Annotated in this window: 18 protein-coding genes; 10 read left to right on the top strand and 8 right to left on the bottom strand. The window is 61.3% G+C overall.

What is annotated here, in order from left to right:
- Position 1 precedes the first annotated feature (1 nt).
- The 4 genes from AB4O25_RS17660 to lptM are packed head-to-tail and all read right to left on the bottom strand — an operon-like array spanning position 2 to position 2,993.
- The gene (locus AB4O25_RS17660) at positions 2 to 718 is read right to left on the bottom strand and encodes a DUF484 family protein (protein ID WP_065879266.1); all 717 of its coding nucleotides are present in this window, start codon (positions 716 to 718) and stop codon (positions 2 to 4) included.
- A gap of 13 nt (positions 719 to 731) precedes the next feature.
- Positions 732 to 1,562, bottom strand: coding sequence for a diaminopimelate epimerase (gene dapF / locus AB4O25_RS17655; protein ID WP_065879267.1), 831 nt, complete (start codon positions 1,560 to 1,562; stop codon positions 732 to 734).
- A 3-nt stretch (positions 1,563 to 1,565) separates the two neighbouring features.
- Positions 1,566 to 2,813, bottom strand: coding sequence for a diaminopimelate decarboxylase (gene lysA / locus AB4O25_RS17650; protein WP_017526848.1), 1,248 nt, complete (start codon positions 2,811 to 2,813; stop codon positions 1,566 to 1,568).
- Between the two features lie 9 nt (positions 2,814 to 2,822).
- Positions 2,823 to 2,993: an LPS translocon maturation chaperone LptM gene (gene lptM / locus AB4O25_RS17645; protein ID WP_017526849.1), complete on the bottom strand. Its 171-nt coding sequence runs from the start codon at positions 2,991 to 2,993 to the stop codon at positions 2,823 to 2,825.
- A 238-nt stretch (positions 2,994 to 3,231) separates the two neighbouring features.
- Here lptM and cyaY point away from each other — a divergent pair, with 238 nt between their 5' ends.
- The 3 genes from cyaY to rnk all read left to right on the top strand — a co-directional run bounded on the left by cyaY (position 3,232) and on the right by rnk (position 4,329).
- Positions 3,232 to 3,564: an iron donor protein CyaY gene (gene cyaY, locus AB4O25_RS17640; RefSeq protein ID WP_017526850.1), complete on the top strand. Its 333-nt coding sequence runs from the start codon at positions 3,232 to 3,234 to the stop codon at positions 3,562 to 3,564.
- 2 nt (positions 3,565 to 3,566) lie between these two features.
- On the top strand, positions 3,567 to 3,785 hold the full coding sequence (locus AB4O25_RS17635) for a DUF1289 domain-containing protein (protein WP_026067180.1): 219 nt from the start codon (positions 3,567 to 3,569) through the stop codon (positions 3,783 to 3,785).
- A gap of 130 nt (positions 3,786 to 3,915) precedes the next feature.
- A complete protein-coding gene (gene rnk / locus AB4O25_RS17630) occupies positions 3,916 to 4,329 on the top strand; it encodes a nucleoside diphosphate kinase regulator (protein ID WP_017526852.1) in 414 nt (137 codons plus the stop codon).
- 10 nt (positions 4,330 to 4,339) lie between these two features.
- Here rnk and AB4O25_RS17625 read toward each other — a convergent pair whose 3' ends face one another.
- The 3 genes from AB4O25_RS17625 to AB4O25_RS17615 all read right to left on the bottom strand — a co-directional run bounded on the left by AB4O25_RS17625 (position 4,340) and on the right by AB4O25_RS17615 (position 7,974).
- Positions 4,340 to 7,180, bottom strand: coding sequence for a class I adenylate cyclase (locus AB4O25_RS17625; RefSeq protein WP_065879269.1), 2,841 nt, complete (start codon positions 7,178 to 7,180; stop codon positions 4,340 to 4,342).
- Between the two features lie 159 nt (positions 7,181 to 7,339).
- A complete protein-coding gene (locus AB4O25_RS17620) occupies positions 7,340 to 7,594 on the bottom strand; it encodes a TIGR02647 family protein (protein WP_460149825.1) in 255 nt (84 codons plus the stop codon).
- 95 nt (positions 7,595 to 7,689) lie between these two features.
- A complete protein-coding gene (locus AB4O25_RS17615) occupies positions 7,690 to 7,974 on the bottom strand; it encodes a hypothetical protein (RefSeq protein WP_017526854.1) in 285 nt (94 codons plus the stop codon).
- A 125-nt stretch (positions 7,975 to 8,099) separates the two neighbouring features.
- Here AB4O25_RS17615 and AB4O25_RS17610 point away from each other — a divergent pair, with 125 nt between their 5' ends.
- The gene (locus tag AB4O25_RS17610; RefSeq protein ID WP_017526855.1) at positions 8,100 to 8,759 is read left to right on the top strand and encodes a glutathione S-transferase family protein; all 660 of its coding nucleotides are present in this window, start codon (positions 8,100 to 8,102) and stop codon (positions 8,757 to 8,759) included.
- Positions 8,760 to 8,823: 64 nt separating this feature from the next.
- Here the strand turns inward: AB4O25_RS17610 and argH are convergent, their stop codons facing one another.
- Complete coding sequence (gene argH, locus AB4O25_RS17605; RefSeq protein WP_068935492.1) at positions 8,824 to 10,218, bottom strand: argininosuccinate lyase; 1,395 nt, start codon at positions 10,216 to 10,218, stop codon at positions 8,824 to 8,826.
- A 502-nt stretch (positions 10,219 to 10,720) separates the two neighbouring features.
- Between argH and AB4O25_RS17600 the strand changes: the two genes are divergently transcribed.
- The 6 genes from AB4O25_RS17600 (at position 10,721) to AB4O25_RS17575 (ending at position 16,466) form a co-directional block, all read left to right on the top strand.
- Entirely contained in the window at positions 10,721 to 11,467 is a 747-nt protein-coding gene (locus tag AB4O25_RS17600; protein ID WP_460149824.1) for a LytR/AlgR family response regulator transcription factor, read from the top strand.
- A gap of 138 nt (positions 11,468 to 11,605) precedes the next feature.
- Positions 11,606 to 12,547: a hydroxymethylbilane synthase gene (gene hemC, locus AB4O25_RS17595; RefSeq protein ID WP_017526858.1), complete on the top strand. Its 942-nt coding sequence runs from the start codon at positions 11,606 to 11,608 to the stop codon at positions 12,545 to 12,547.
- Positions 12,544 to 13,317, top strand: coding sequence for a uroporphyrinogen-III synthase (locus AB4O25_RS17590; RefSeq protein WP_460149823.1), 774 nt, complete (start codon positions 12,544 to 12,546; stop codon positions 13,315 to 13,317). Before hemC ends, AB4O25_RS17590 begins: the two co-directional genes overlap by 4 nt.
- An 18-nt stretch (positions 13,318 to 13,335) precedes the next feature.
- On the top strand, positions 13,336 to 14,463 hold the full coding sequence (locus AB4O25_RS17585; RefSeq protein WP_065879271.1) for a uroporphyrinogen-III C-methyltransferase: 1,128 nt from the start codon (positions 13,336 to 13,338) through the stop codon (positions 14,461 to 14,463).
- A gap of 5 nt (positions 14,464 to 14,468) precedes the next feature.
- Entirely contained in the window at positions 14,469 to 15,710 is a 1,242-nt protein-coding gene (locus AB4O25_RS17580; RefSeq protein WP_017526861.1) for a heme biosynthesis protein HemY, read from the top strand.
- 234 nt (positions 15,711 to 15,944) lie between these two features.
- Positions 15,945 to 16,466, top strand: coding sequence for a disulfide bond formation protein B (locus AB4O25_RS17575; RefSeq protein WP_017526862.1), 522 nt, complete (start codon positions 15,945 to 15,947; stop codon positions 16,464 to 16,466).
- Positions 16,467 to 16,492: the final 26 nt, after the last annotated feature.

Genomic DNA, 16,492 nt, shown 5'->3' with positions numbered 1-16,492 from the left:
GTTAGCGCACCGCGCGCAGGGCGGTGGTGAAGCGTGGCAGGACGCGGCCCAGCACTTCGGCTATGTAAGTCAGAAACAGTGTGCCCACCGAGCTTTTGTAGTGCGCAGGATCGCGGCTGGCGATGGCCAGTACGCCATGCAAGCCTTGATGGCTGAGGGCGACCACGGCGGTGGAGCCGATCTGCTTGCGCTGTTCGGCGCCAAACAGGAAGTCCAGCTCATGCTCGCGCAGGGTGCCGCTGATAGTCTTGCCCTCGGACAACAGCCCGCCAATCGCGGTTTGCGCTTCGCTGCCGCTGACCCAGCGACCCACCGGCATCGGGTTGTCGCTGAACAGGATCAGGCTGACAAACGGCACCTGGAAGTCCTGGCGCAGGCTGTCTTCCACGGCAATCACGGTTTCTTCCAGGCTGGTGGCATCCATCAGGCCAAGAATCAGTCGACGGGTCTTTTCGAACAGGCGGTCGTTGTCGCGGGCTACTTCCATCAGGTGCGAGAGCTTGTGGCGCATTTCAATGTTGCGCTCGCGCAGGATTTTCATCTGCCGCTCCACCAGCGACACGGTATCGCCGCGCTGGTGGGGTATGCGCAGCGCCGGCAGCAGTTCTTCGTGTTCGACGAAGAAGTCCGGGTTAGCCTCAAGGTACGCCGCGACAGCAGCGGCCTCCAGACTTTCGCTTGGGGTAGCTTGGGCGGGTACTTGAGGCTTATCGGTCATTAGCTTGGCTCACTCATAAACGGACCTGTCCTTCGTATACACGCGAGGCCGGCCCGGTCATCAGCACCGGGTGGCCAGGGCCTGCCCATTCGATGGACAAGCGTCCACCGGGCAGGTCGATCAGCAGCGGCGAATCCATCCATCCCTGGCTGATCGCGGCCACGGCAGCGGCGCAAGCACCGGTGCCGCAGGCCTGGGTTTCGCCGGCACCGCGCTCCCATACGCGCAACTGCGCGCGGGAACGGTCGATCACCTGCAGGAAGCCCACATTGACCCGTGCCGGAAAGCGCGGGTGGTGTTCGATCTTCGGGCCCAGTTCATGCACGGGAGCATTGTTGATGTCGTGGACCCGCAGCACGGCGTGGGGGTTGCCCATGGACACGGCGGCGATGTCCAGCGATTGGCCATCCACGTCCAGTGCATAACTGACGGCCTGCTCACTGGCCTGGAACGGAATATCCGCCGGCACCAGGCGCGGCTCGCCCATGTTGACGCTGATCTGGCCGTCGTTGCGGATGTCCAGTTCGATCACGCCGCTCTTGGTCTCGACGCGGATCTGGCGCTTGGCGGTCAGGCGCTTGTCCAGCACAAAGCGCGCGAAGCAGCGGGCACCGTTGCCGCACTGTTCCACTTCGGAGCCGTCGGAGTTGAAGATCCGGTAACGGAAATCCACCTCCGGGTTGCTCGGTGCCTCGACGATCAGCAACTGGTCAAAACCAATCCCGGTATGCCGGTCGCCCCACTGTTTGGCGTGTTTGGGCAGGATGTGCGCGTGCTGGCTGACCAGGTCGAGAACCATGAAATCATTACCCAGCCCGTGCATCTTGGTAAAACGCAGCAGCATGGCTTACTCCGGCAGCAGGCTTTCGCCAGCATACAACTCGGCTACCGTCTCGCGGCGACGCACTTCAAACGCTTGATCACCGTCCACCAGCACCTCGGCGGCACGCCCGCGAGTGTTGTAGTTGGAGCTCATGACAAACCCATAGGCACCGGCCGAATGCACGGCCAGCAGGTCGCCTTCTTCGAGGGCCAACTGACGATCCTTGGCCAGGAAGTCGCCGGTTTCGCAGATCGGGCCGACAATGTCATACGCGCGCGCTTCGCTGTTGCGAGGCGCAACGGCCGTGACGTTCATCCAGGCCTGGTACAGCGCCGGACGGATCAGGTCGTTCATCGCCGCATCGACGATGGCGAAATCCTTGTGTTCGGTGTGCTTGAGATACTCGACCTGAGTCAGCAATACACCGGCGTTGGCGACGATATAGCGGCCCGGCTCGAACATCAGCGTGAGGTCGCGGCCTTCGATGCGCTCGCGTACGGCAGCGATGTAGTCGGCAATCAGCGGCGGCTCTTCGTCGCGATAACGTACGCCCACACCGCCACCGAGATCGATGTGGTGCAGGTAGATGCCACATTCGCCGAGGCGGTCGATCAGCGCCAGCAGGCGGTCGAGGGCATCGATGAACGGCGGCAGGGTGGTCAGTTGCGAGCCGATATGGCAGTCGACGCCCAGCACTTCCAGGTTCGGCAACTGCGCGGCGCGGATGTATACGTCCTCCGCGTCGGCAATGGCGATGCCGAATTTGTTCTCTTTAAGACCGGTGGAGATGTACGGGTGGGTGCCGGCATCGACATCCGGGTTGACGCGCAGGGAGATCGGTGCGCGGACGCCCATCTCGGCGGCCACGACTTGCAGGCGCTCCAGCTCGTCGGTGGACTCCACGTTGAAGCAATGCACGCCGACTTCCAGGGCGCGGCGCATGTCTTCGCGGCTTTTGCCGACGCCGGAAAATACGATTTTGTCAGCCTGGCCGCCGGCGGCCAGTACACGTTCCAGCTCGCCACGGGACACGATGTCGAAACCGGCGCCCAGGCGCGCCAGGACATTGAGTATGCCGAGGTTGGAGTTGGCCTTGACCGCGTAGCACACCAGGTGAGGTACGCCGTTCAGCGCGTCGGAGAACGAGCGATATTGCGCTTCGATATGCGCACGGGAGTACACATAGGTCGGCGTGCCAAAACGTTCGGCAATCGCGGACAACGCCACGCCTTCCGCGAACAGCTCGCCGTCCCGGTAGTTAAAAGCGTCCATGGAGTTCCCTTATTCGAAGGTGTCGTGCTTATGCGCTTTGGATGGCTTTTGCGACGATTGCGCCTGTTCATTCGGGTCTTTGCTGTCATCGGGCAGGTACAGCGGGCCTTTTTGACCACAGGCACTAACGAGGCAAGCGACCGCGACGAGCGCAGCAAGGGAAGAGATCAGGCGCTTCATGGCGAAATCCTTGAATATGCATTAATTGCGCCCGAGTATACCGACCACCCGCCAGCTTGCCTATGCGCTGGAATACCCGTCCGGCGGGGGTTTGCCGACACGACTGAGAAGCGGACTACGCTGGTTGGGGATATTTCACGCCGTCAATCGCGTTGAAATCGGTATCCTTTGCAATCGGCGAAGCTCGCCCGTATCGTGCGGCGCTTGAGCAAAACCAGACACTTTTGAGGTTGCCACAATGAGTTTGACCGAAGCCCGTTTTCACGACCTGGTGGATGCCACCCAGGAGAAGCTGGAAGATATTTTCGACGACAGCGACCTGGATGTGGACCTGGAAAACTCGGCCGGCGTGCTGACCGTCAAATTCGAAAGCGGCCAGCAATTGATCTTCAGTCGCCAGGAGCCTCTGCGTCAGCTATGGCTGGCGGCGCGCTCAGGCGGCGTTCACTTCGACTACGACGAAGAAAGCGGCAAATGGCAGTGCGACAAGAGTGAAGAGTTGCTGGGTGAGATGCTCACGCGACTGGTGCAGGAATACACCGGCGTCGAGCTGGATTTCGACGAGATCTGATGGTGAGTGAGCCTGCAACCGTACGCCCGCCCAAGCCGCTGTTCAGCAATGTCAGCCCGGCGGTGCCCTCACCTTGTATCAGTTTGTGTCGGCTGGATGAGCAAAAAGTCTGCCTCGGCTGCTTCCGGCATGTGGAAGACATCCGCGAATGGCGCTCCGCCGACGATGCCCGGCGCCGAGTGATCTGCGCGCAGGCCGCGCAGCGCAAGGCAAACGCCTGAGGCTGTCTTGTTTATTTGTGACGCTGTGGTAGTGTCCGGGTACGCCTCAACTCATCGAGGCCCGTGAGAACCCCGCCTTTTCCTGGCGGGGTTTTGCTTTTTTGTGCAGAAAAAGGAGTCTGCCTGAATCATGACCACCGCACCGTCCATCATCCTCACCCGCCTTGACGTGCAGCGTCTGGAGCAATTGATCGACCGCTTGGGCGACGAATTTCCCGGCGTCGAAGCGTTGCAAGCCGAACTCGACCGCGCCGAAGAGGTGGTGGGTCACGATGAAGTGCCTGCGGGTGTCGTGACCATGAACTCCAGTGTGCATTGCCGGGAACAAGGCAGCGGCAAGGATTACCACCTGACCTTGGTCTACCCCAAGCACGCGAATGCCGACGAAGGCAAGATTTCGATCATGGCGCCAGTCGGCAGCGCCTTGCTCGGCCTGCAAGTGGGGCAGCACATCGATTGGCCGGCACCCGGCGGCAAGACCCTCAAGCTTGAATTGCTTAGCGTCGAAGGCCAGCCCAAAGACGGCGGCGCGTTTCCTCTGTGAAGGCGTCGCGCTAGATCTGGCTTAACGCCTCGTTGAGCGACAGTTCCAACTCGGCTTTATAGCGCAGGTACAGGTTGCTCGGGCTTTGCACGTCACCGAGCAGGCCCGACAGGTCGAGGTCGGTGATATAGCAGCGGTAGCGCTCGGTCTCCCGGCGCTGCCCGATGATCTCTTGGGCGACCACGGCAAATAGCTGGTCGCCGAATTCCAACTCACAAAACTCCCGCTGATTACAGTACAAGGTGATGCCTACCTGGCCAGGCGAGGCCTTGCCGATAATCGCCTGCACGTCGTAAAACGGTTTATTCGCCGGGTTTTGCGGCGCCGGCCGAGGTTCGATGCTGCGTGCGCGATTGCCGCCAGACGGCAACAGTTGGTAATACAGGGTTTGCACCGCACCCGTCGGCTGTTGCGGGTCCAGCGTGGAAAGCGCGTCGCGACGGTAAATGATCGACTGAAGGAAGCGCTGCAGCGGTGCCAACAGGCTCTGCTCATCATGAAACGGCAGGCGCTGCTGCCAGAGCGCGTTGAATTCATCCAGTACATACAGCTCGGCAAAACCTTCATTGACCCGGTAAAACACTTGCACGCAGTCGGGCATGCCCATGGGCAGCAAGAGTGCCAGGTCATGGTCTTCCAGGGCCATGGCGTCCAAGTGCAGCGGGCTGTAGCTGGCCAGCTCTTCGCTGAGGTAGGCGATCAATGCGTCCCGGGTCGCCAGTGACACGTGGGTGGCTTGGCCCGGTATCAATTCCATCACGTGATAATGCTGCTGCACCTGCAGCAAATAGCGGTGGTTGGACTGGCCCAGCAGCAGGTGCTGCGCGGTCTCGAAGATTTCTTCCACGCGTTGGGCAATGAACTGCGCGCGGTTGTGACAGAAGCAGCGCACCCGCAACCGTGGCAGGTGGTCCGGCGGCAATTGGTTGAGGTAATCACGCAGGCAGTCTAGCAAGGCGTGCGGGCCGTCGTAGCGGCTGACCATGACCTCGTTCCAGCTGTTGAGCGTGACCTGGTCCAGGGTCAGCACCAGGTTGTCGCGCACTCCGGCGTAACTGAGGGAGTCGGTGCGCTCGGTGGTCATCAGAATGTTCAGGTCACGGTGATGCTTGAGCGGGTCGACGCCGACGTTGATCAGCAACAACACTTCCTCGGGCACCGCCGAGCGCAGCAGGCGGACTTCATCGACGCTGCTCAGGGGCAGGGCGACAGTCTGTTGCAGGCTGCCCAGCAGGTTGAACAGCTCGAACTCGGTCATGTCGCTGGTGCCGGGATGCAGCGCCAGGCGCGTGCTGCTGTCGATCACGCCATTACGATGGCACCAAGTGAGCATCTCCAGCAGGTCGCGGCTGCGCTTGATCGGTGCAAAGTGCTCCCATTCCAACGCGGTGAGGTTGCCGTTGTAGAGGCCCCAGTGGTGTTGGCCGGGCTCCTTGCGATTGGGCGAATGCACCAGGGTCAGGGTGTCTTCGGCCAAATCCGGGGCTATACCGGGGTTGATGAATTCGACTTTGCCCGCCTTGCGCTCGAAGGCCGCATACAGGCGTCGCCCAAGTACATTGAGGTCGCGCTTGTTGATCAGGCTGACGGTTTGCTCGGTGCGAGCGAACTGGGTCAGGAAGCGGTAGCTGTAGTTCAGTTCAGCGACCAGGGCGCGGCGTTCAGAGGCGACCTGGCGTACTTTCCACTGGCTGCGGCTGTCCAGCAGGGCCAGTTGGCGCTGGTCCCAGCCCCATTCGTGGGCCAGTCGCTCCAGCAGCAAACGCTGCCAACTGGGGGTGCGCTGACCGGCGCTGAGTTTGCGGTTGACCTTCAGATACAGCGCGCGCCGCACCAGCTCCAGGCGCTCGGGCTCGTTGCGCGCCTTGAGGTATTCCTCAATGCGGCGGTACACCACGATGTACGGGTCCAGCTCATCCAGATCCACCTGATTGGCGAATACCGCCCGCTTGAAACGCAGGCTCAGGCACTGCACGTTCGGGTGTTCGCTGGCGTAGACCTCGGTCAACAGCAGCTTGAGCACCGACTTGTAGGGCGACTCGATGCCCTTGAACAGTTGCCACAGCCCAGCGCCGATGAATTCGCCCGGAGGGATGCGCGCCAGGTGGCCGAGGTCGAGGGTTTCATCAGCGCGGATAAACCGCTTGGAGATCAGCGTGTGGGTAAATTCGGAGTACCGGCGTTCTTCGTACACAGGCACCAACCACCAGATCGGCGTGCGCCCGGCCAGCCAGATGGCGGTGCGGTAGAACTCATCCAGCAACAGGTAATGCTGGGTGGTGCCACAGTCATCGGAGCTCAGTTGGGTATCGCGCTCGCCCAGCACAAAGCGCGTCGGCTCGATCAGGAAGAAGTGCGCCTCGGCGCCCATGCCCAGGGCCCAGGTTTCGAGCAGTTGGCATTTCTTGCGCAGTTCGGCCAGTTCGCTCTCACCCAGACCGGGGGCATGGCACACCCACACGTCCATATCGCTCTGGTCCGCCTGCGCCAACGTACCAAGGCTGCCCATCAGGAACAGGCCATGGATCGGCCTGGGCTGATTGACCGGGCGCGGCTTGTAAGAGAACGAACGGGTCAGGCGCTGAGCTTCGGTAAGGGCCTGGGCGTCGGGTTCGAAATTGGACAGGCCGGCTGGCGTGCTGCCTGACACATAACCGGGCAGCAGCGGGTGATTGACGTGGAAAAACAGCGGCAGCAGGGTCAACACGCTTTGCTGACGCGGCGTCAGCCCCTCGACGGCCCTCGCCATGCGGCCTTCATTGAGGGCCATGAAGCGCGCACGCAATTGGCCCAGCACCTTGCGGTCGATGCCTTCGTCCAGGTCGGGGCGGATTTCATGGGTGCGGGTCATGTCGAACTCGGTGGCTCGCAGGCCCGACGTGGGCGGCCGTGTAGGAGTTTACAGACAGTAGCGTAGGAGGTTTAGAGGGAAATGGTTTTTGGCGTCAATTTTCATCCCAGCAAAGCCCTCGGAATCCGCAGGAGGCGGACTCCATGGGCGGGATGAGTATCAGGCGGCTTCTTTGGTGCTGGCAGTGGTCAGAATCGTCAGCAGAGTTTGGGCCTGCTCGGCGGCGTCCCGGCCAAGGCTGGTCAGGTAGCCTCCGTCCGGTTGATCGATCAGTCCTTTGGTATGGAGGCGCTTGGCAGCGGCGATGGCAGTGGGAGCAGCGGTCTGGTGGACTTTCAGACCTTCCTTGGTGCTGTCCAAGGGAAAGAGTACAAGGATTTCCAGTTCGGCAACCAACTCAGGGGTATACGACATAAGGACTCCAGACTTTCTAAAATTTATTAGAGGCTAGCAGGCCATAAGGTGAACGCACTTTGCCGAACTGTCCAGCGTGTTGCTGCGTGCCGGGATTATTCCTTTTCAGGCGGCAGCTCAGGCAGTGCCCGCAGCGCTGTTTCATACCATTCGGTATTGAAGGCGCGGTCGTCGTCCAGCATGGCGTCGATTTCGAACGCCAGCACGTGAGCCATGAGATTCAGGATTTCTTCACGGTCATAACCCACCAGGGTCAATTTGTTGAAAGTGGCCTTGGCCGCCGGCGGGTTGTCGCTTTCGATCTGGTTTTCGATCGCTTCGATCAGCGTGGTTTCGGTGAATTCTTCTTCGTCGTTGTCGATATCGGTCGGCTCGCTCATGGCAGGCTCCTCAAGGAAAGGGCGCCAGTCTACCCCCATTCAGCCAGGTGATGCTGCTGGTCAGGTCGGCGGCTTGGATCTATAACTCTTGCAGCCAACCCCGCACACGGCCTGGAGGCTTGGCGATGCTCAAGCTTTACGGATTTTCGGTCAGCAACTACTACAACATGGTGAAACTGGCGCTGTTGGAAAAAGGGCTGCCCTTCGAAGAAGTGCCTTTTTATGCCGGGCAAACCCCCGAAGCCCTGGCAATCAGCCCGCGCGGCAAGGTGCCGGTGCTGGGTGTGGAGCAAGGGTTTATCAACGAAACCAGCGTGATCCTCGAGTACATCGAGCAGACCCAGCAAGGGCCCGCGCTGCTGCCGGCTGACCCGTTCCAGCGAGCCCAGGTGCTGGCGTTGTGCCGGGAAATCGAGCTGTACATTGAGTTGCCTGCACGGGCGTGTTTTGCCGAAGCGTTTTTCGGCATGCAGGTGCCAGAGGCGATCAAGGAGAAGTCCAAGGCTGAATTGCTGCTGGGCGTCGGTGCTTTAGGTCGGCACGGCAAGTTCGGGCCTTTTGTGGCCGGGGAGAGCTTTACGATTGCGGACCTGTATTTCATGTACAGCATGAACCTCGCCTTAGGCGTGGGCGAGAAGCTGTTCGGGATGGATTTGCTGGCTGAGTTGCCGAAGGCGAAGGGGTTGCTTGCGCGCCTGAATGAAATGCCCAACGCGCAGAAGGTGGAGGCGGGCAGGCAGGCGGCGATGCCGGCGTTCATGGCGATGATTGCGGCCAAAAAGTAAATGAGGAGCGTCGTAAGACGAACTAAATGTGGGAGGGAGCAAGCCCCCTCCCACATTGTTTGGTTTAGCGGCTGGCGAGCAACGCCTGGCCGCGCACCACCGCTGCCTTCACCTGAGCCGGCGCCGTGCCGCCCACATGGTTACGGGCATTCACCGAGCCTTCAAGGGTCAGTACGGCAAACACATCCTGCTCGATCTGGTCACTGAACTGGCGCAGTTCTTCCAGGCTCATTTCCGCCAGGTCCTTGCCGGTGTCCACGCCGTATTTCACGGCATGACCGACGATTTCATGGCAGTCACGGAACGGCAGGCCGCGACGCACCAGATAGTCCGCCAGGTCAGTTGCGGTGGAGAAACCGCGCAATGCCGCTTCACGCATGATGGCGTGCTTGGGCTTGATCGCCGGGATCATATCGGCAAAGGCACGCAGTGAGTCGCGCAGGGTATCGGCGGCGTCGAACAGCGGCTCCTTGTCTTCCTGGTTGTCCTTGTTGTAGGCCAGGGGCTGGCCTTTCATCAGGGTCAGCAGGCCCATCAGTGCGCCGAAGACACGGCCGCTCTTGCCGCGCACCAGTTCCGGCACGTCGGGGTTTTTCTTTTGCGGCATGATCGAGCTGCCGGTGCAGAAGCGGTCCGGCAGGTCGATGAACTGGAATTGCGCGCTGGTCCACAACACCAGCTCTTCGGAGAAGCGCGACAGGTGCATCATCGCGATGCTGGCGGCGGCGCAGAATTCGATGGCGAAGTCACGGTCCGACACGCCATCCAGGGAGTTGCCGCCGACGGCGTCGAAGCCCAGCAATTGCGCGGTGTATCCGCGGTCGATCGGGTAGGTGGTGCCGGCCAGCGCGGCACTGCCGAGGGGCATGCGGTTGGCGCGCTTGCGGCAGTCCACCAGGCGCTCGTAGTCGCGGCTGAGCATTTCGAACCAGGCCAGCAGGTGGTGGCCAAAGGTTACCGGTTGCGCGGTCTGCAGGTGGGTGAAGCCGGGCATGATAGTGCCGGACTCACGTTCGGCCTGCGCCAGCAGGCCTTGTTGCAGGCGGGTGATTTCAGCCAGGATCAGGTCGATTTCATCGCGCAGCCACAGGCGGATATCGGTGGCCACCTGGTCGTTACGGCTACGACCGGTGTGCAGTTTCTTGCCGGTCACACCGATGCGATCGGTGAGGCGGGCCTCGATGTTCATGTGCACGTCTTCCAGGTCGACGCGCCAGTCGAACGTACCGGCTTCGATCTCACCGCGGATGGTGGTCAGGCCGTCGATGATGCTGTCGCGCTCGGCATCGGTCAGTACGCCGACCTTGGCCAGCATCGTGGCGTGGGCGATGGAGCCCATGATGTCGTGGCGGTACAGGCGCTGGTCGAAGGTGACGGAGGCGGTGAAACGGGCGACGAAGGCGTCGACGGGTTCACTGAAGCGGCCGCCCCAGGACTGGTTGGTCTTGTCGGTGCTCATGGGTTCGCTCGTGGTCTGCTTAATAGAGAGGCATGGAAGTGTGCCGGCGATAATAACAGGGTTGCCCGTGGAGGCGGTGCTGCGGGTGGTCGGCATTTTTATTTGTGCAAAGGATGGCTAAGTGCCTTGCCGTCGAACGCGTCCAGGACGAGACTGGAGACAGGGACGAATTGAAACGATATTTGACGATTGAGCAATGTCGTCGCAGTGAGCGTCTACAGTGGACTGATAGTGTGTGAATGCACCAAAGTCGGGTAATGCGGTCAGAACCTGACTATCCATTTAACAGGGGGGTATTCGGATTGTGTATCAGCAAACCCTACGACGATGCCCGACGGCGGCAGGCCATGGGCGCCCTTGAACCGGTCCGGGTAAATTTGGGTGCCGCTGTCGGGGCACTTTTTGCCGCTCGCGCTAGTCTTAGCGTGGATCGCTGTGACGCAAGTCACCGCACCTGTCTACGCTATCCTTGTGCGAGACTCACGCAGGAATCCAGCGCAATATGAATGTCCTGATCGTTGATGACGAACCGCAAGCCCGCGAGCGACTGATCCGTTTGGTCAGTGAACTCGAGGGTTATACAGTCCTTGAACCGAGCGCCACCACCGGTGAGGAGGCGTTGACGTTGATCGACAGCCTGAAGCCGGATGTGGTGTTACTCGATATCCGCATGCCTGGCCTCGATGGCCTGCAAGTCGCTGCTCGCCTGAGTGAGCGCGAATCGTCCCCGGCGCTGGTGCTGTGCGCCGCTCACGAAGAGTTTGCCGAACAGTCGCTTGAAGCCAGCGGCGTGAGTTTTGTGAGCAAGCCAGTGACAACCGAGGCCTTGCTCAAGGCGTTGAAAAGAGCCGAGCGTCCCAATCGCGCCCAACTCGCTGCCCTGACGCAGCCCGCCGCCCAAAGCGGGAACGGGCCGCGCAGCCATATCAGCGCACGTACACGCAAAGGTATCGAACTGATCCCCCTTAACCAGGTGGTCTACTTCATTGCCGATCACAAATACGTGACCCTGCGCCATGAGGCTGGCGAAGTGCTGCTCGATGAGCCACTCAAGGCGCTTGAGGATGAGTTCGGCGATCGCTTCGTACGTATCCACCGCAACGCGCTGGTGGCTCGTGAGCGCATCGAACGCCTGCAACGCACCCCGCTTGGGCACTTTCAGCTGTTTCTCAAAGGCTTGAATGGTGACGCCTTGATCGTCAGCCGACGGCATGTCGCCGGCGTGCGCAAAATGATGCAGCAGCTTTAGCCTGAGGGCTGTGGCGATGGGTGCATTCCTTATCCCGGTGCGACGTGGCCAGGGAGGCCCCGCACTTGCTGATTCAAATCAAGGCGTATTTGCCTGAGCTGTTATTATCTGCCGTATCTATTCAGTACGGATTGATCCATGTCCTCTCGCGAAATCCGCATCGCCACCCGTAAAAGTGCGCTGGCCTTATGGCAGGCCGAATACGTCAAAGCACGCCTCGAGCAGGCGCACCCGGGCCTCAAAGTGTCTCTGGTGCCCATGGTCAGTCGCGGCGACAAGCTGCTCGACTCGCCGCTCTCGAAAATCGGCGGTAAGGGCCTGTTCGTCAAGGAACTGGAAACCGCGCTGCTGGAAAACGAAGCCGATATCGCCGTGCACTCGATGAAAGACGTGCCCATGGACTTCCCGCAAGGCCTGGGTTTGTTTTGCATCTGCGAGCGCGAAGACCCGCGTGATGCCTTTGTTTCCAACACTTACCAATCCCTGGATGAATTGCCTTTGGGCAGTATCGTCGGCACCTCCAGCCTGCGTCGCCAGGCTCAGTTGCTGACCCGTCGCCCGGACCTGCAGATTCGCTTTCTGCGCGGCAACGTCAACACCCGTCTGGCCAAGCTGGATGCCGGCGAGTACGACGCGATCATCCTCGCCGCCGCCGGCTTGATCCGTCTGGGCTTCGAAGACCGCATCACCTCGGCCATCAGCGTTGAAGACAGTTTGCCGGCGGGTGGGCAGGGTGCCGTGGGCATTGAATGCCGCACCGCCGATACTCAAATACATGCGCTGCTCAAACCGCTTGATCACCCCGACACCGACGTGCGCGTCACGGCCGAGCGCGCCCTGAACAAACACCTGAACGGTGGCTGCCAGGTGCCGATCGCCTGCTACGCCGTGCTCGAAGGTGAAAACCTGTGGTTGCGTGGCCTGGTGGGTGATCCGGACGGCGGCACGCTGTTGACCGCCGAGGTACGTGGTCCACAGTGCGATGCGACGGCCTTGGGTATTCAGGTGGCCGAAGCGCTGCTGGAAAAAGGCGCCGGCACCATTCTGCAAAAAGTCTACGGTGAGGCCGGTCCACAGTGAGCGGTTGGCGAGTGCTGCTGACGCGCCCGGCCGAGGAGTCGAAGGCCCTGGCGTCGTCGTTGTCCGAAGCTGGAATCTTCAGCAGCAGCTTGCCCTTGTTGGAGATCGAGCCGTTACCCGTTACCGCTCAACAGCAGGCAGTCTTCCATGACCTGGGTCGCTACTGCGCGGTGATTGTTGTCAGCAAGCCCGCCGCGCGCCTGGCCGTGCAACGGTTGGATCAAGCATGGCCGTCACTGCAATGGTTCAGCGTCGGCGCTGCCACCGCGCAAGTACTGGCCGACAAAGGCCTGGATGTTAAGTATCCCCCTACTGGCGACGACAGCGAGGCCTTGCTTCAATTGCCTGCGTTGCGCGAGGCTATTGCACGGCCTGGTGCGCGGGTGTTGATCCTGCGTGGCGAGGGCGGTCGAGAGCTGCTGGCGCAGCGTTTGGGCGAGAGAGGTGCTAGTGTCGACTATCTGGAGTTGTACCGCCGTTTCCTTCCGGCCTATGACGACGGTGTATTGATGCGACGCATCCAGTTGGAACGCTTGAACGGCCTGGTGGTCAGCAGTGGGCAGGGTTTTTCGCACCTGCACGCCCTGGCAGGCGCCGATTGGCCAGCGGTGGCGCAGTTGCCGTTGTTCGTGCCCAGCCCGCGCGTCGCCGAGATGGCACGGGCTGCTGGCGCAGAAAAAGTTGTGGATTGTCGCGGTGCGAGTGCCGCGGCTTTGTTAGTGGCGTTGCGCAGCGCTGCCCCCCTGAGGCCGGCCGCTCCCACTCTCTGATACGCAAAGGACGGATACGTGAGCGAAACAGCCTTGCCTAAAGATGAAGCCCAACCCGCACTTGATGCGCCGGTTGAGTCACCGGTCCCCGCGCCGCGCCGTGGCAATGGCCTGGCAATGGTTGCCCTGTTGCTGGGTGTCGCCGGCGTTGCCGCCGGCGGTTGGGGGATCTGGCAGGTCCGTGCCCTGCAAGCCAGCAGCCAGCAACAGCTGGGCCAGGTGCAGACCCTGGATGACCAGTCCCAATCCCTCAAGCAGGGCCAGCAGCAACTGGCCGCGCGCCTGGCCCAATTGCCGCCCGCCGATGAGCTGGAAGAACGTCGCCGCCTGGTGGCCCAACTGCAGGGTGACCAGCAGCGCCTCAGCCAGCGACTGGAAACCGTGCTGGGTGCCAGCCGCAAGGATTGGCGCCTGGCCGAAGCCGAGCATCTGATCCGCCTGGCGAGTTTGCGCTTGTCCGCCCTGCAAGATATCAACAGCGCCCAGGCACTGGTTCAGGGCGCCGATGAAATTTTGCGGGAGCAGAGCGATCCTGGCGCCTATGCGGCTCGTGAACAATTGGCCAAGAGCCTGGCCGCGCTGCGCAGCACCGAGCAGCCTGACCGCACCGGGCTTTATCTGCAATTGGCCGCCCTGCGTGACCAAGTGGTGCAGCTGGCGGCCATCGCGCCTGAATACCAACTCACCGAGCCTGCCTCCGAGGGACGCCCGAGCACCGACACAGATAACCGGTGGGGCCGGTGGTGGGAGCAGATTTCGCGCTACTTCCGCATCGACTTCAACCCTGACGACAACATCCGTCCGCTGCTGGCCGGTCAAGGCTTGAACCAGGTGCGCCTGGCCTTGAGCCTGGCCTTGGAGCAGGCGCAGTGGGCAGCGCTCAATGGTGAGGCGGCGGTGTATAGCCGCTCGCTGGGCGAGGCACGCAGCGTGTTGCAGGACAACTTCAACCAGGACAACCCGCAGAGCAAGGCGATGCTGGCGCGTATTGCCGAGCTTGAGCCCAAGGCTGTCTCGGTAGTGACGCCGGACCTGGCCGCCAGCCTGGCCGCGGTGCAGGCCTATCTTGAACGTCGTCATTTGTCTGCGGACGAAGCCAAGGCGGCGGCCGGCAAGCCGGCGGCCACGTCGGCGAAGCAGGAGTAGAGCCGATGAAGCGTTTCTATGTGATCCTGGTGCTGGCGATTGTGATCGCCCTGGCCCTGGCGGTGGGCGTTTCAAAACACACCGGCTACGTGCTGATTACTTATCCGCATGTGCTGCATTACGAGTCGAGCCTGTGGGCGACCTTGGTGGCGGTGTTTGTCATCGGCCTGGCGATCTACCTCATTCGCGTATTGCTGAGCCTGCTGGGCACCTCGGGTGGCGTGGTCAACCCGTGGTCGCGGCGTAACCGCAGCCGCCGCGTACAGATCGCCATCGAACAAGGTCAGATGGACCTCGCCGAAGGCCGCTGGGCCGCCGCCGAACGGCACCTGCACCGGGCCGCCGAGGCCGAGCGCCAGCCATTGCTGTACTACCTCGGTGCGGCACGGGCGGCGAATGAGCAGGGTCGTTATGAGGAGTCGGACGGTTTGCTTGAGCGTGCCCTGGAGCGCCAGCCCCAGGCTGAATTGGCGGTTGCGTTGAGCCATGCGCAGCTGCAATTGGACCGTGGCGATACGGACGGCGCACTCACCACCTTGCAGGCGATGCACGAGCGGCATCCCCATAACGCTCAAGTGTTGCGTCAATTGCAGCGTCTGCACCAACAGCGGGGCGACTGGTCATCGGTAATCCGCCTGCTGCCCCAGTTGCGCAAGGACAAGGTGTTGCCTGCCACTGAACTGGCTGAGCTGGAGCGTCGCGCCTGGGGTGAAAACCTGACCCTGGCGGCCCAACGCGAAGAGCAAGGCGAAGCGGGTTTGCAATCTCTTGAGCGAGCCTGGCAGCAACTCACCGCCGCCCAGCGCCAGGAGCCGCAATTGATCCTGGCCTATGCCGAACAGCTGCGCCAATTGGGCGCCGACGCCACGGCGGAGGAGGTGTTGCGCGGTGCGATCAAGCGCGGTTATGACAGCCACCTGATCCGGCTCTATGGGCTTTTGCGTGGCAGCGATCCGGCCCGCCAATTGAAGTTCGCCGAAAGTTGGCTCAAGGATCACCCAGCCGACGCCAGCCTGCTGCTGACGTTGGGCCGCTTGTGCCTGCAAAACAGCTTGTGGGGCAAGGCGCGGGACTATCTGGAAAACAGCCTGCACGTGCAGCGCAATCCGGAGGCGTGTGCCGAGCTGGCGCGCTTGTTGGCCCAGTTGGGCGACACCGAACGTAGCAACCAGCTGTTCCAGGAAGGCCTGGGGCTGTTGGATAACCGCTTGCTTGCATCTGCGCTGCCAGTCCCTTCCCGGGCTTGATGTAGGAAAGGAGCCGAGTTGAACTCAGATTCATCTGCGAACCAGCCCTGATAAATCGTGAAAACGCGATTTTAAGGGCTTTGCAGCAAACTCCTACGTTCTGTTGCTAGAAGTCCTCCGCCTTCTGGTGGGATGTCCTAACGCTTTAACGGAATAGTCTCCTCTGGCACGTATTGAAAGCGGTCAGGCCTTTCCTCTACCGTAACGACCTATCTTTTGCGGTGCGGATAAAGCATGTCTTTGGCCCCTTCACGCTCCTTGTTTTTCCTCGCGTTCATGGCGGGTGCGCTGACATTGGGCGCGTCCTTTTATCTAGAGTTCGGTGCATCGTTGCGCCCCTGCTTCCTATGCCAGATGCAGCGCGGGTTTCTGGCCGTCTTCACGCTGATCAATCTGGTCGCGGCCCTCCACAACCCCCGGCGCGTGGCCATCTACCTGTACGGGCTGGCGGGCATGACCTGTGCGTTACTGGGCGCTGTCACCGCAGTGCGGCAGATGCTGTTGCAAAATGCCGCACCGGGCCAGGCCGCCGATTGCTGGCCCAGCCTGAGCCACATGATCGAAAACCTGTCGCTGTGGCAGGCGTTGCAATCAACGGTCAAAGGCACGGTGGATTGTGTTGAAATCAACTGGACCCTGTTTGACTTGAGCCTCCCCGAATGGAGTTTGCTGTTCTTCCTCGGGATGTTCGCTCTGGGCGTCATGCACTTTTCACACTTGTTTTTCAGCCGGCATGTACGCCAGGTCGGGTACTGAATGCCGCGCGCAGATTGTAGGGCGGG

Source organism: Pseudomonas sp. S3_A03 (assembly GCF_054668275.1).
Note: the sequence above shows the minus strand (reverse complement) of the source record. Positions and strands in the feature narration are given on the sequence as shown.

What these genes read in the sequence shown, in the direction of transcription:
- AB4O25_RS17660 (WP_065879266.1), bottom strand. Translation starts at nt 718, where the DNA reads ATGACCGATAAGCCTCAAGTACCCGCCCAAGCTACCCCAAGCGAAAGT.
- dapF (WP_065879267.1), bottom strand. Translation starts at nt 1,562, where the DNA reads ATGCTGCTGCGTTTTACCAAGATGCACGGGCTGGGTAATGATTTCATG.
- lysA (WP_017526848.1), bottom strand. Translation starts at nt 2,813, where the DNA reads ATGGACGCTTTTAACTACCGGGACGGCGAGCTGTTCGCGGAAGGCGTG.
- lptM (WP_017526849.1), bottom strand. Translation starts at nt 2,993, where the DNA reads ATGAAGCGCCTGATCTCTTCCCTTGCTGCGCTCGTCGCGGTCGCTTGC.
- cyaY (WP_017526850.1), top strand. Translation starts at nt 3,232, where the DNA reads ATGAGTTTGACCGAAGCCCGTTTTCACGACCTGGTGGATGCCACCCAG.
- rnk (WP_017526852.1), top strand. Translation starts at nt 3,916, where the DNA reads ATGACCACCGCACCGTCCATCATCCTCACCCGCCTTGACGTGCAGCGT.
- AB4O25_RS17625 (WP_065879269.1), bottom strand. Translation starts at nt 7,180, where the DNA reads ATGACCCGCACCCATGAAATCCGCCCCGACCTGGACGAAGGCATCGAC.
- AB4O25_RS17620 (WP_460149825.1), bottom strand. Translation starts at nt 7,594, where the DNA reads ATGTCGTATACCCCTGAGTTGGTTGCCGAACTGGAAATCCTTGTACTC.
- AB4O25_RS17615 (WP_017526854.1), bottom strand. Translation starts at nt 7,974, where the DNA reads ATGAGCGAGCCGACCGATATCGACAACGACGAAGAAGAATTCACCGAA.
- AB4O25_RS17610 (WP_017526855.1), top strand. Translation starts at nt 8,100, where the DNA reads ATGCTCAAGCTTTACGGATTTTCGGTCAGCAACTACTACAACATGGTG.
- argH (WP_068935492.1), bottom strand. Translation starts at nt 10,218, where the DNA reads ATGAGCACCGACAAGACCAACCAGTCCTGGGGCGGCCGCTTCAGTGAA.
- AB4O25_RS17600 (WP_460149824.1), top strand. Translation starts at nt 10,721, where the DNA reads ATGAATGTCCTGATCGTTGATGACGAACCGCAAGCCCGCGAGCGACTG.
- hemC (WP_017526858.1), top strand. Translation starts at nt 11,606, where the DNA reads ATGTCCTCTCGCGAAATCCGCATCGCCACCCGTAAAAGTGCGCTGGCC.
- AB4O25_RS17580 (WP_017526861.1), top strand. Translation starts at nt 14,469, where the DNA reads ATGAAGCGTTTCTATGTGATCCTGGTGCTGGCGATTGTGATCGCCCTG.
- AB4O25_RS17575 (WP_017526862.1), top strand. Translation starts at nt 15,945, where the DNA reads ATGTCTTTGGCCCCTTCACGCTCCTTGTTTTTCCTCGCGTTCATGGCG.